Origin of the sequence: Rubrivivax gelatinosus IL144 (assembly GCF_000284255.1) — a bacterium.
Taxonomy (GTDB): Bacteria; Pseudomonadota; Gammaproteobacteria; order Burkholderiales; family Burkholderiaceae_C; genus Rubrivivax; species Rubrivivax gelatinosus_A.
The window spans coordinates 3,370,335-3,383,268 of the sequence record NC_017075.1 but is presented as its reverse complement, the minus strand read 5'-3'; the positions used below and the strand labels follow the sequence as shown (position 1 = coordinate 3,383,268).

The following is a 12,934-nucleotide window of genomic DNA, read 5'->3' as shown; positions in this document are numbered from 1 at the left end:
GCGGCGCCAGGCGCCGTCAGGCGGCTTCGGCCGCCGGATCCTGCCGGTAGTAACGAACGAACACCCCGTACAACGCGGGGTGTTCTTTTTTCATCGCCTCGGGGGCGACGAAGAAGGCCTCGCTGGCGACGGCGAAGAACTCGTCGGGCGACTGCGCGCCGTAGGGGTCCAGCGCGGTGTCCTCCTCGGCGTCGACGCGACGGCAGAAGGCTTCGTAGTCGGCGTCCAGCACGGCGATCCACTCGCTGCGCGGCAGATCGTGCGGCAGCAGCGGCACGCCGTCGGCGACGCCGTCGGCCATGTCGAGCACGTGGGCGAACTCGTGGATGACGACGTTGTAGGCGTCGGCGGCGCTGCGGCCGGCGGCACGCACGTCCTGCCAGGACAGCATCACCGGGCCGCCTTCCATCGCCTCGCCGGACAGCAGCTCGTCGTACTCGTGCACGACACCGTCCTCGTCGACGGTGGAGCGTCGCGCGACGACCTGGTCCGGGTGCAGCACGATGCCGACGAAGCCGTCGTAGGCCTCGAGCCCCAGGCGCAGGATCGGCAGGCAGGCCTGGGCCGCGACCGCCACCGCGACGTGGTCGGTCAGGCGCACGCCGGGCTGGGCGCTGAACTCCTTGCGGTCCAGGAACAGGCTGGTCAGGCGGCGAAGCGTGGCCGCGGTCTCGGGGTCACGGCGCTTGAGGAAGGGATAGCGCCCCAGGGTGCGTTTCCACAGGTCGTCCGGGATCGGCCGGCGTGCGACGGCCGCGTCGTCGCGGCGTTCGCGCAGCCGCCCCAGCAGGCGCTGCCACATCAGGCGCCGTCCGCCGTGGCCGGCGGCACGCGTTGGAAGCCGTCGCGTGTCAGACGCAGCACCTCGGCGCGCGGAGCGCGCGGGTCGTCGAGGTCCCAGTCGGTGAGCACGTGGCGGCGGTAGCCCGGCGCCAGCGTTTCGCTGCCCGGGCGATGGGTATGGCCGTGCACCAGCTCGGCGGTGCCGACGGCGTGCATCCACGCGACCGCGGCCGCGGTGTCGACGTCGGCGTAGCGCGCGGCGTCGTCCTGGCGCGCTTCGCTGCGGCGGCGGATGTCGGCGGCGATCAGCAGGCGCTCGTCCAGCGGCCGGGCGAGGAACTCGCGCTGCCAGGCCTCGTCGCGCACCGTCGCGCGGAACGCGAGGTAGTCACGGTCGTCCAGGCACAGCGCGTCGCCGTGCGTCAGCAGCACGCGCCGGCCCCAGGCGTCGAGCACCGTCGGGTCGGCCAGGCCCATCACGCCGGTCTCGCGCAACAGGCGCGCACCGACGAGGAAATCGCGGTTGCCGGCCATGAAGGCCAGGCTGCGGCAGCTGGCGGCTTCGGCCAGCACCTCGGCGCATTCGGCCTCGAAGGGCCGGCTGCGCATGTCGTCGCCGACCCAGGCCTCGAACAGGTCGCCGAGCATGAAGACGGCGTCGGCGCGGGTGTGCAGCAGGTGCTCGCGCCAGGCCGCCGCGGTGCGCGGCAGCGACGGCGCGAGGTGGATGTCGGAGATGAAGTCGATCGTGCGCCACTCGCGTGGCGCCTCGAACTCGAAGAACGCGGGCAGCGCCGCCACGCCTGAGGCGCTGCCGGCCGGCATCAAACGACCTCGGTCGCGCGGTCGATGCGCACGTCTTCCAGCGGCACGTCGTTGTGGCCCCCGTTGCGGCCGGTGCGCGCGCGCTCGATCAGGTCGACGACCTCGGTGCCCGACACCACCTTGCCGAAGACGGCGTAGCCCCAGCCGTCCTGGGCGCGGTCGTTGTCGAGGAAGCCGTTGTCGCTGGTGTTGATGAAGAACTGGGCGCTGGCCGAGTGCGGGTCGGAGGTGCGGGCCATCGCCAGCGTGTAGCGCTGGTTGCGCAGGCCGTTCTTGGCTTCGTTCTCGATGCCTTCGCCGGTGGGCTTCTGCTTCATGCCCGGCTCGAAGCCGCCGCCCTGGATCATGAAGCCCTTGATGACGCGGTGGAAGATCGTGCCGTCGTAGTGGCCCTTCTTCACGTAGTCGAGGAAGTTGGCCACCGTCACCGGGGCGCGTTCGGCGTCGAGCTCGATGACGATCGTGCCGGCGGTGGTCTCGAACTGCACTTGTTTGCTCATGTCATTTCTCCAGGGTGGCCTTGCGGATGATCACCGGCGTGGCCGGCACGTTCTGGTGCGGGCCCGACGATGTGGTGGGCGTCGCGACGATCTTGTCGACGACGTCCATGCCCGCGGTCACGCGGCCGAAGACGGCGTAGCCGTTGCCGTCGCGTGCGTTGGGCTGGTCGAGGAAGGTGTTGTCCGCGACGTTGATGAAGAACTGCGAGGTCGCCGAGTCGGGCACCATCGTGCGCGCCATCGCCAGCGTGCCGCGCGTGTTGGACAGGCCGTTGCGGCTTTCCAGCGGGATCGGCTTGCGCGTCGGCTTCTCGCTCATGTCGGGCTTCATGCCGCCGCCCTGGACCATGAAGCCGGGGATCACGCGGTGGAAGATCGTGCCGTCGTAGTGGCCGGCCTTGACGTACTGGACGAAGTTCTCGACCGACTTCGGCGCCTTGGCCGCGTCGAGCTCGACGACGATGTCGCCGGCGCTGGTGTTCAGGCGCACGGTCTGCGCGAAGGCGGGCAGGGCGGCCAGGGCCGCGGCGGCGGCGAAGGCGAGCAGCTTGGCGTGACGGAGCATGAAAGGCCTCGTGTTGCGGGTGCGGGAAGTCTAGCGGCGGCCGGCGTGCCGGCGCCCGCGCCCCGGCGTCAGCGGGGGCTCGTCGCCAGCTCGCGGCCGACGCGGATGCGGCGCTGCAGCTCGGGGTCGCCGGGCTGCGCGGCGTCGGCCGCTTCCCAGGCCTGCAGCGCCAGGCGCAGCAGCACGTCGCCGAGGTTGCGGCGCGCGACACGGTGCGAGGGGTCGTTGCGCAGCGCCGTCTCCAGCGCCACGCGCGCTTCTTCCAGCTGGCCGCCGCGGGCGTACAGCAGGCCCAGGTTGTTGTAGGGCTCGGGCAGTTCCGGGTAGTCCTGCGTCATGCGCTGGAAGGCGTCGAGTGCCTCGGCGTCGCGGCCCAGGTCCATCAGGGCGACGGCGCGCGTGAAGCGCAGCGTGGCATCGTTCGGGCGCTGCGCGAGCGAGGCCTCGGCGCGCGCCAGCGCGGCGTCGGGATGGCCGCCTTGCAGCAGCCGTTGCGCGTCGGCGGCGTCGTCGGCGTGCGCGAGGGTGGCGGCGCAGAGCGCGAGCGCGGCGATCAGGAGACGGAGCATCGGCATCGGGGGGCAGGACAGGCAGGCCGCGAAAGGCGGCCCGCTATACTGAAAGATTGTATCGGCGCGCCCCACCGAAGAATTCCGACTGCATGACGCTCCGCCTCCACAACACCTTGACGCGCCGCCTCGAGACCTTCGTTCCCCTCGAGCCCGGCCACGTGCGCATGTACGTGTGCGGCATCACGGTGTACGACTTGTGCCACATGGGGCACGCGCGGATGAACCTGGCGTTCGACGTCGTCTACCGTTGGCTGAAGGCCAGCGGCTATGACGTCACCTACGTCCGCAACATCACCGACATCGACGACAAGATCATCCGCCGCGCGCTCGAACGCGGCCTGTCCATCCGCGCGCTCACCGACCAGATGATCGACGCGATGCACCGCGACTTCGCCGCGCTGGGCCTGGCCTTGCCGACCCACGAGCCGCGTGCCACCGACTACGTGCCGCAGATGCTGGACATCATCGGCCGTCTGGAGCGCAACCACCTGGCCTACCGCGCCGACGACGGCGACGTGAACTTCGCCGTGCGGCGTTTCCCCGGCTACGGCAAGCTCTCCGGCAAGTCGCTGGACGAACTGCGCGCCGGCGAACGGGTCGAGGTCGCCGGCGGCAAGGACGACCCGCTGGACTTCGTGCTCTGGAAGTCGGCCAAGCCCGAGGAGCCGGCCGACGCCAAGTGGGACAGCCCCTTCGGCGCCGGGCGCCCGGGCTGGCACATCGAGTGCTCGGCGATGAGCTGCGCGCTGCTGGGCGAACGCTTCGACCTGCACGGCGGCGGCATGGACCTGCAGTTCCCGCACCACGAGAACGAGATCGCGCAGAGCGAAGGCGCCTTCGGTCATCCGGTCGTCAACTACTGGCTGCACAACGGCTTCCTCAACGTCGACAACGAGAAGATGTCCAAGAGCCTGGGCAACTTCTTCACCATCGCCGACGTGCTGAAGAAGTTCGACGGCGAGACGGTGCGCTTCTTCATGCTGCGCACGCACTACCGCAGCCCGTTCAACTTCGCCGACTCGCTGCTCGACGAGGCGCGTGCCGCGCTGCGCCGGCTCTATACCGCGCTCGACGGCTCGGACGCCGTGGCCGGCGACATCGACTGGGCCGAGCCGCGTGCCGCCGCGTTCAAGGCGGCGATGGACGACGACTTCAACACGCCGGGTGCGCTGGCCGTGCTGTTCGAGCTGGCCAACGAGCTCAACCGCAGCCGCGACGCGGCGACGGCCCGGCTGCTGGTGTCGCTGGGCGCCGTGCTCGGCATCCTGCAGCAGGCGCCGCGCGCCTTCCTGCAGGGCGGTGCCGGCGTCGACGACGCCGAGATCCAGCGCCAGATCGAAGCGCGTGCCGCTGCCAAGCGCGAGCGCCGTTTCGCCGACGCCGACCGCATCCGCGACGAGCTGGCCGCGCAAGGCGTGGTGCTGAAGGACACGCCGCAGGGCACCACCTGGGTGAAGGCCTGAGCGCATGTCCCCTCGTGACCAGGTCCTCGCCGTGACGCCGGCCTATTGGGACGACGCCTGCCGCCACCTGTCGCGCCGCGACCGGGTGATGAAGAAGCTGATCCCGCGTTTCGGCGAGGCCCGGCTGGAAAGCCGCGGCGACGCCTTCACGACGCTGGCGCGTTCGATCGTCGGCCAGCAGATCTCGGTGAAGGCCGCGCAGTCGGTGTGGAACAAGTTCTCCGCGCTGGTCGAAGGCCCGGCGACGCACCTCGCGCCGCAGGCCGTCAACGCGCTGGACCCGCTGACGATGCGCGCCGCAGGGCTGTCGGCGCGCAAGACCGAATACCTGCTCGACCTGGCGCGCCATTTCGTCGACGGCACGGTGCACGTCGCCGACTGGCAGCAGATGGACGACGAGGCGATCATCGCCGAGCTCGTTGCGATCCGCGGCATCGGCCGCTGGACCGCCGAGATGTTCCTGATCTTCCACCTGATGCGACCGAACGTCCTGCCGCTGGACGACCTCGGCCTGCTGAAGGGCATCAGCCTCAACTACTTCAGCGGCGAGCCGGTGTCGCGTGCCGAGGCGCGCGAGGTCGGCGAGGCGTGGGCACCGTACCGCTCGGTGGCCACTTGGTATATTTGGCGGAGCCTGGATCCGCTTCCCGTGAGTTATTAGGACCCCCCCGTAGCGCCTTCGGCGCTCCCCCCAGGGGGCGCCGCCAGTGGTCCGGCAGAGCCGGCCCACGGCGGCCGCTTGATGGGTCGTCCGTCAGACTGCGAGATCAACGCATGAGCAAACGCCACTTCCTCGAGTTCGAACAGCCGATCGCCGAGCTGGAATCCAAGATCGACGAACTGCGCTTCGTGCAGAACGAGTCGGCGGTCGACATCTCGGAAGAGATCGACCGGCTGGCGGGCAAGAGCGTGCAGCTCACGAAGGAGATCTACTCCAGCCTGTCGCCGTGGCAGGTCACGCAGATCGCGCGCCATCCGCAGCGGCCGTACACGCTGGACTACGTCTCGGAGATCTTCACCGACTTCCAGGAACTGCACGGTGACCGCCACTACGCCGACGACCAGTCGATCGTCGGCGGCATGGCACGCTTCAACGGCAACGCCTGCATGGTCATCGGCCACCAGAAGGGCCGCGACACCAAGGAGCGCACCGCGCGCAACTTCGGCATGTCGCGCCCCGAGGGCTACCGCAAGGCGCTGCGCCTGATGCAGCTGGCCGAGAAGTTCGGCCTGCCGGTCTTCACCTTCGTCGACACGCCGGGCGCCTACCCGGGCATCGGCGCCGAGGAGCGCAACCAGTCCGAGGCCATCGGCCGCAACATCTTCGAGATGGCGCGCCTGGAAGTGCCGATCATCACGACGATCATCGGCGAAGGCGGCTCGGGCGGCGCGCTGGCGATCAGCGTCGCCGACCAGGTGCTGATGCTGCAGTACTCGGTGTACTCGGTGATCTCGCCCGAAGGCTGCGCTTCCATCCTCTGGAAGACCGCCGAACGCGCTTCCGACGCCGCCGAGGCGCTGGGCATCACCGCCCACCGCCTGAAGGCGCTGGGCCTGGTCGACAAGATCGTCAACGAGCCGGTCGGCGGCGCGCACCGCGATCCCAAGTGGATGGCGGCGCAGCTCAAGCGCGGCCTCAACGACGCGCTGCGCCAGGTCGTCGACCTGAAGACCAAGGAACTGCTGGACCGCCGCTACGAGCGCCTGCAGTCCTACGGCCGCTTCAGCGACACCAAGGAGCGCTGAACTTGCCCGCCGCGGTGGCGGTGGCCGCCAGCGGCGGCCGCGACTCCACCGCGCTGCTGCACGCCACGGCCCGCGCCGCGCGGGATCTCGGCCTCGAGGTGCATGCGCTGCACGTGCACCACGGCCTCGTGGCCTCCGCCGACATCTGGCTCGCCCAGCTTCGTGCGCAGTGCGCGCGCTGGGCGCGTGCCGGCCTGCCGATCCACTTCCACGCGACGCGCCTCGAGGGCGCCCCGGCCCGCGGCGAGAGCGTCGAGGCCTGGGCGCGGCGCGAGCGTTATGCCGCGCTGGCTGGGATGGCCAAGGCCGCCGGCTGCGATGTCGTGCTGCTGGCCCAGCACCGCCGCGACCAGGCCGAGACGCTGCTGCTGCAGGCGCTGCGCGGCGGCGGTGCCGAGGCGCTGGCGGCCATGCCGCGCCGCGCCGAGCGCGACGGCCTGGTCTGGGCGCGGCCCTGGCTGGAGCGTCCGCGCGAAGACATCGAGGCCTATCTGCGCCGCCACCGGCTGCGCTGGGTCGACGACGAGAGCAATGACGACGAGGCCTTCGCGCGCAACCGTCTGCGCCGCCAGGTCTGGCCGGCGCTGCTGGCGGCCTTCCCGGACGCCGAGCAGCAGCTCGCCGCGTCGGCCCGCCGCGCCGCTGAAGCGGCGACGGCGCTGCAATCGCTGGCCGAGGCCGGACTCGCGGCGCTGGCCGACGACGGCGTGCTCGACGTCGCCGGCTGGTCGCAGCTGCCGCGGCCGCAGCAGGCGCCGGTGCTGCGCCGCTGGCTTCAGACCGTCATCGCCCAGCCGGTGCCCGAGTCGCTGGTGCGGCGGCTGGCCGACGAACTGCCCACGGTTGGCCACGCCCGCTGGCCGGCGCCGGGCGGCGAACTGCGGCTGCACGACGCGCGGCTGAGTTATGCGGTGCCGCAGGCGGCGGCCACGCTGGCGCCCGAGCCCCTGGCGCTGGACCTGTCGTCCCCGGGCGTCGTCGAGCTGCCGGCCTGGGGCGGGGCGCTCGAAGTACAGGCCGTCGGCGAAGGCGGCGTCTCGCCGTCCTGGCTGCGCGCCGCCGAGCTGCGCCCCCGCCGCGGCGGCGAGTCTTTTCAGGTCGCGCCGCGTGCCACGCCGCGTGCGCTGAAGAAGCAGTACCAGGCCCGGCGCGTCGCCGCCTGGGACCGGGCCGGGCCGTTGGTCTTCAGCGGCGAGCAACTCGTCTTCGTGCCCGGCCTGGGCATCGACGCACGCTGCCGCGCTGCGGCCGGCGAGGCACAGCTGGCGCTGGCCTGGCGCCCGGCCTGAACTGCGCGTCATCTTCCCGCAAGGGAGAGCCCGTCCGGCCCGCTAAAATCACGGGTTTTCGCTCGTTACCGATCCATGGGACTGATCGTTCACAAATACGGCGGCACGTCGATGGGCTCGACCGAGCGCATCCGCAACGTCGCCAAGCGCGTGGCCAAGTGGGCCCGTGCCGGCCATCAGATGATCGTCGTGCCGTCCGCGATGAGCGGCGAGACGAACCGTTTGCTGGGCCTGGCCAAGGAACTGCAACCGGCCACGATGACGCCCGAGGCGCTGCGTGAGCTCGACGCCATCGCCGCCACCGGCGAACAGGTCTCGGTCGGCCTGCTGGCGCTGGCGCTGCAGGCCGAGGGCCTGGCGGCGGTCAGCTACTCGGGCTGGCAGGTGCCGGTGCACACCGACACCGCCTACACCAAGGCGCGCATCAGCAGCATCGAGGACCAGCGCGTGCGCGCCGACCTCGCCGCCGGCAAGGTCGTCATCATCACCGGCTTCCAGGGCATCGACGACCTGGGCAACGTGACGACGCTGGGCCGCGGCGGCAGCGACACCTCGGCGGTGGCCGTGGCGGCGGCGCTGAAGGCCGACGAGTGCCTGATCTACACCGACGTCGACGGCGTCTACACCACCGACCCGCGCATCGTGCCCGAGGCGCGCCGCCTGGCGACCATCAGCTTCGAGGAAATGCTCGAGATGGCCAGCCTCGGCTCCAAGGTGCTGCAGATCCGCTCGGTCGAGTTCGCCGGCAAGTACCGCGTGCCGCTGCGCGTGCTGTCCAGCTTCACGCCCTGGGACATCGACATCGCCGAAGAATCCCGCTCGGGAACGCTGATCACTTTCGAGGAAGACGAGAAGATGGAACAAGCCGTCGTGTCCGGCATCGCGTTCACCCGCGACGAAGCCAAGATCACCGTGATGGGCGTGCCCGACAAGCCCGGCATCGCCTACCAGATCCTCGGCCCGGTGGCCGACGCCAACATCGACATCGACGTCATCATCCAGAACGTCTCGCACGACGGGAAGACCGACTTCTCGTTCACCGTCAACCGCGGCGACTACCCGCGGGCGATGGACCTGCTGAAGAACCAGGTCGCTCCGGCCACCGGCGCCGAGCAGGTGATCGGCGACCCGAAGATCTGCAAGGTGTCGATCGTCGGCATCGGCATGCGCAGCCACGTCGGCGTCGCCAGCTCGATGTTCCGCGCCCTGTCCGAAGAGGGCATCAACATCATGATGATCAGCACCAGCGAGATCAAGACGAGCGTCGTGATCGCCGAGAAGTACATGGAGCTGGCGGTGCGCGCGCTGCACAAAGCCTTCGATCTCGACCAGCCTGCAGAGGGTGCTTAAAAAATCTTGAAAAGTGCGGCTACAATGCCGCCTCTTCGCCGGAGTCGTGACCGAGTGGCCGAAGGTGCTCCCCTGCTAAGGGAGTATGTGGGCAAAACCTGCATCGAGGGTTCGAATCCCTCCGACTCCGCCAAGCGAACAATCGCCGCCTGAACAAGGCTGCAACGAGAAAGCCGCCAAGTCTCAAGACTCGGCGGCTTTTTTCTTGACCACGAGTTGCCCATCCCGGCGTCATCTCTTCGGCTGAAACCTCGGCTTCATTTTCCCGGCCTCGCGCCGTAAGCGGCGGCGGCCTCTGCCGGCTTCAGTCAATCGCCGGTTTATTGAGTCGAAACAAGGACTTGCCAGCGGCCGCCGGAAGTCCGAGAAACCTTTCACAGTCTTCGGGCGACGGTCATCGTGTCGCATCGGTTTACACGCCGAAACAATCCGGGTGACCGTCAACTCATTCGGAAAGGGATCTCGTGGGAGGACTCAAGAGACACGATCGCGCCGGCCAACGCAGCTGGCTCGCCGTGACCGCCATCGCCGCCGCCGCACTGGCGGGTTGCGGCGGGGGCGATGAACCCGCGGCCGACCAGGCCAGCGCCTCGGACGCCGCGGCCAGCGCCCCGGCCGCCGCGTCGGCGGCCGAGGTCGGCACCACGGCCCATGTGCGGCCGATGTTCCACACCTTGCCGGTGCTGCCGCCGGAGCCTGCGCGCGCCGGCTCGGCGTCCGGCGAAGTCGGGGCGATGGCTGCGGCCGGCCCGCAGCACATCGTGCTCGACGCGATCGACGCGCGCATCGACACCAAGCGGCTGAGGCCCGACCAGTTCGAGGCCCGCCGCACCGCGGCGCGCGCCGCCGCCGCGGGCAGCGTGCGTCCGGCGGACACCACGGTCGCGACCATCTACGGCCCCGACGAGATCCGCCAGGCCTACCGCCTGCCCAACCTCGCTTCGGCCGACGCCGCCGCGCAGGGCGCCGGGCAGACGATCTACATCGTCGTCGCCGGCCAGCACCCGGCGGCACTCGCCGAACTCAATGCCTTCGCCAGCCGCTTCGGCCTGCCGGGCTGCAGCGACGGCTCCAGCCTCGCGTCGAACACGCGGCTGCCGCTGGCCACCGCGTCGGCCTCGAGCGGCTGTTCGCTGGTCGTCGCCAACGTCGACAGCTCGGGCCAGCTCTCGGACCAGGCGCCGACGCACGACAGCGACTGGGGCCTGGAGACGGCGCTGGACCTGCAGTGGGCCCATGCGATGGCGCCCAAGGCCCGCCTGGTGCTGATCCAGTCGCCGACCGAGCTGGTGGTCGACATGCTGCAGGCCGTCGAACTGGCCAACCGCATGGGCCCCGGCATCGTCAGCATGAGCTGGGGCGCCGAGGAGGAAAGCTGGGCCAAGTCGCTGCAGTCGAGCTTCCGCACCAGCAACATGCAGTACGTCGCGGCTGCCGGCGACGACGGCACGCAGAGCCTGTGGCCGGCGGTGACGCCCGAGGTGCTGGCCGTCGGCGGCACGACGCTGAGCTACGACGGCGTCAACCCGCGCCAGGAGAACGTCTGGTCGCAAAGCGGCGGCGGCCCCAGCCGCTACTTCTTCAGCCCTATCTACCAGTTCCGCGTGAAGATCGACGGCTGGATGACCACCTATCGCGTCACGTCCGACGTGTCGTTCAACGCCGATCCGTTCAGCGGCCACTACGTCTACCACGACGGCCAGTGGGTGGTGCTGGGCGGCACCAGCGCCGGCACCCCGCAGTGGGCGGGCATCCTCGCGGTGGCCAATGCCCAGCGCCAGCAGCGCGGCCTGAAATCGGAGCTGCAGACCCACGACCAGCTGTACAAGCTGATCGGCAGCCGTTCGTTCAACGACATCACGTCGGGGGCCAACGGCAGCTGTGGCGGTTGCATCGCCACCGTCGGCTACGACCATCCGACCGGCATCGGCACGCCCAACGTCGACACGCTGCTCGAGCAGCTCGCGCCGATCACCCCGCCGACCCCGGCCAACCGGGCGCCGGTCTTCGGCAGCCTCAAGGCCTCGGGGCGCGTCAAGTCGGCGCTGTCGTTCACGGTGCAGGTGTCCGACCCCGACGGCGACGCCGTCACGCTGAGCCTGGTCGGCAACCTGCCCAAGGGCATGAGCTACGACGCCGGCACGCGCACCTTCAACTGGCCCAAGCCGGCGAGCGGCAGCTACTCGGTGGGGCTGAAGGCTTCCGACGGCAAGGGCGCGAGCAACACCGCCACGCTGAGCTTCGCCATCGGCCCGGCCAACCGCAAGCCGACGCTGGCCGCCGGTTCGTGGTCGGCGGTGGCCGGACAGCCGTTCCAGGTGACGGTCGCCGGCAGCGACCCGGACGGCGATGCGCTGAGCTACGAGCTGACCCAGGCGCCGTCCGGCATGACCGTGTCCGCGGCGGGCGTCGTCAGCTGGCCGAGCCCGACGGCCGGCAAGTTCTCGGTCGTCGTCAAGGCCAACGACGGCTACGGCGCCACGGTGTCGAAGAAGATGAGCCTGAAGGTCGTCGCGCCGCCGGTGGCCCCGGTCGTCGACGCGGCTTCGAGCTCGGCCGTGGCCGGCAAGAAGTGGTCGTTCAAGGTCTCGGCCCGCGATGCCAACGGCGACAAGCTGCGCTACGCGGTCTCGGGGGCGCCGGCCGGGCTCACGATCGACGGCAAGGGCAAGCTCGCCTGGAGCAAGCCCGTGGCCGGCGTCTACACCTTCACCGTCACCGTCAGCGATCCCGGCGGCCTGACGGGGTCGGCGCAGCTGACGCTGACCGTGTCCTGAGCGCAGGCCGGCGGCGCGGGCCTCAAGCCTGGCCCGGCGTCGCCGGCATCAGCGCCGAGCCGACAGGCACCACCAGCACGTCGTAGGGCGAAGCGCGCAGCACGCTGCGCGTGACGCTGCCCAGCAGCGCGTCCAGCCACGGCGCTTCGGTGGAGCGGCCGATGACGATCAGCTGGCTGCCGGCGCCCGGGCGCCGGGCGAGCAGCTCGGCGGCGACGTCGTCGCCCAGCGCCAGCATCATGCGCAGGCGCTCGGCCTGCGGCCCCTGCGCGTCGACGACCTGCTCGAGCTGGGTGACGCGACGGCGCAGGTCCAGCTCCAGCGTGCGCAGGCCGTCGTGGCCGCCGCGCAGCTTGCTCGGCCGCCACTGGCGCAGCACGTGCAGCAGCGCCACTTCGCGGTCGCCGGCCAGCGCCAGCGCCCAGCGCACCAGCCGTTCCGGTTCGGCCTGCAGGTCGACGGCCGCCAGCACCTGCTGGTAGGCCAGCCCGCAGGGCTCGTTGACGACCAGCAGCGGCACCGGCAGCACGCTGGCCAGCCGGCTGGCCACGCCGGGCCGCCAGAACGACGCCAGGCCCGCGTGCAAGGCCTTGGGCACGACGACGAGGTCGGCATGGCGCAGCGCCTCGCGGGCGTCGCCGACGCGCCGCAGCGGCGTCTCGGCCAGCAGGATCGGCCGCTGGTGCTGGCGCGCGACGCGGCGGCCGATGCGGCTCAGCCGCGCGCGCAGCAGCCCGGCCGAGACGTCGCCGCGGCCAGCCCAGGCGACCAGTCTCAGCGAGGCGTCGTGCGCGCCGGCCAGCGCGGCGGCGCGCTGCAGCGCGACTTCGCTGGCGTCGGACAGGTCGCCGAGCACGGCGATCGAGCGCAGCGCCACCGGGCGCGACGGGTCGGTTGCGGCGGCAGGCGCTGGCGGCCGCAGGTTCGGCAAGCGGGTGAAATCGAGCGCGCTGGCGCGGCGCTCGGCGGTATCGGCGGATGGCATCGGCGACCTCACGACGGCGCGGCCATGAGGCCGCGGGACGCACTGTCCGGCCCGGCGATAGAGGTGTGCTGAAGCTGGA

General features: G+C 70.9%; 12 protein-coding genes and 1 tRNA gene. 7 read left to right on the top strand and 6 right to left on the bottom strand.

All coding sequences use genetic code 11. The features are described from left to right. Window positions 1-16 precede the first annotated feature (16 nt). From RGE_RS15430 to RGE_RS15410, 5 genes are all read right to left on the bottom strand, one after another. The gene (locus RGE_RS15430; RefSeq protein ID WP_014429369.1) at window positions 17-802 is read right to left on the bottom strand and encodes a M90 family metallopeptidase; all 786 of its coding nucleotides are present in this window, start codon (window positions 800-802) and stop codon (window positions 17-19) included. Next, window positions 802-1,608 (bottom strand): UDP-2,3-diacylglucosamine diphosphatase, encoded by an 807-nt coding sequence (locus RGE_RS15425; protein ID WP_014429368.1) that lies wholly within the window; start codon window positions 1,606-1,608, stop codon window positions 802-804. Before RGE_RS15425 ends, RGE_RS15430 begins: the two co-directional genes overlap by 1 nt. After that, entirely contained in the window at window positions 1,608-2,108 is a 501-nt protein-coding gene (locus RGE_RS15420; protein WP_014429367.1) for a peptidylprolyl isomerase, read from the bottom strand. The genes RGE_RS15425 and RGE_RS15420 overlap by 1 nt, the downstream gene beginning before the upstream one ends. Before the next feature lies 1 nt (window position 2,109). Next, window positions 2,110-2,673 (bottom strand): peptidylprolyl isomerase, encoded by a 564-nt coding sequence (locus RGE_RS15415; protein ID WP_014429366.1) that lies wholly within the window; start codon window positions 2,671-2,673, stop codon window positions 2,110-2,112. Between the two features lie 68 nt (window positions 2,674-2,741). Beyond that, entirely contained in the window at window positions 2,742-3,242 is a 501-nt protein-coding gene (locus RGE_RS15410; RefSeq protein WP_014429365.1) for a tetratricopeptide repeat protein, read from the bottom strand. A 92-nt stretch (window positions 3,243-3,334) separates the two neighbouring features. On the opposite strand from RGE_RS15410, the gene cysS reads away from it, so the two are divergent. From cysS to RGE_RS15375, 7 genes are all read left to right on the top strand, one after another. After that, the gene (gene cysS, locus RGE_RS15405) at window positions 3,335-4,708 is read left to right on the top strand and encodes a cysteine--tRNA ligase (protein ID WP_014429364.1); all 1,374 of its coding nucleotides are present in this window, start codon (window positions 3,335-3,337) and stop codon (window positions 4,706-4,708) included. 4 nt (window positions 4,709-4,712) lie between these two features. Further along, window positions 4,713-5,369: a DNA-3-methyladenine glycosylase family protein gene (locus tag RGE_RS15400; RefSeq protein ID WP_014429363.1), complete on the top strand. Its 657-nt coding sequence runs from the start codon at window positions 4,713-4,715 to the stop codon at window positions 5,367-5,369. Window positions 5,370-5,482: 113 nt separating this feature from the next. Next, the gene (locus RGE_RS15395; RefSeq protein ID WP_014429362.1) at window positions 5,483-6,454 is read left to right on the top strand and encodes an acetyl-CoA carboxylase carboxyltransferase subunit alpha; all 972 of its coding nucleotides are present in this window, start codon (window positions 5,483-5,485) and stop codon (window positions 6,452-6,454) included. Between the two features lie 2 nt (window positions 6,455-6,456). Next, window positions 6,457-7,743, top strand: coding sequence for a tRNA lysidine(34) synthetase TilS (gene tilS, locus RGE_RS15390; RefSeq protein ID WP_014429361.1), 1,287 nt, complete (start codon window positions 6,457-6,459; stop codon window positions 7,741-7,743). Window positions 7,744-7,818: 75 nt separating this feature from the next. Further along, window positions 7,819-9,093 carry an aspartate kinase gene (locus RGE_RS15385; protein WP_014429360.1) on the top strand — a complete coding sequence of 425 codons (1,275 nt, stop codon included), beginning with the start codon at window positions 7,819-7,821 and terminating at the stop codon, window positions 9,091-9,093. Between the two features lie 40 nt (window positions 9,094-9,133). Beyond that, a tRNA-Ser gene (locus RGE_RS15380) sits at window positions 9,134-9,226 on the top strand. A gap of 382 nt (window positions 9,227-9,608) precedes the next feature. Further along, entirely contained in the window at window positions 9,609-11,870 is a 2,262-nt protein-coding gene (locus tag RGE_RS15375; RefSeq protein WP_052311011.1) for a S53 family peptidase, read from the top strand. Between the two features lie 22 nt (window positions 11,871-11,892). Here RGE_RS15375 and RGE_RS15370 read toward each other — a convergent pair whose 3' ends face one another. After that, window positions 11,893-12,855 (bottom strand): universal stress protein, encoded by a 963-nt coding sequence (locus RGE_RS15370; RefSeq protein WP_014429358.1) that lies wholly within the window; start codon window positions 12,853-12,855, stop codon window positions 11,893-11,895. Window positions 12,856-12,934: the final 79 nt, after the last annotated feature.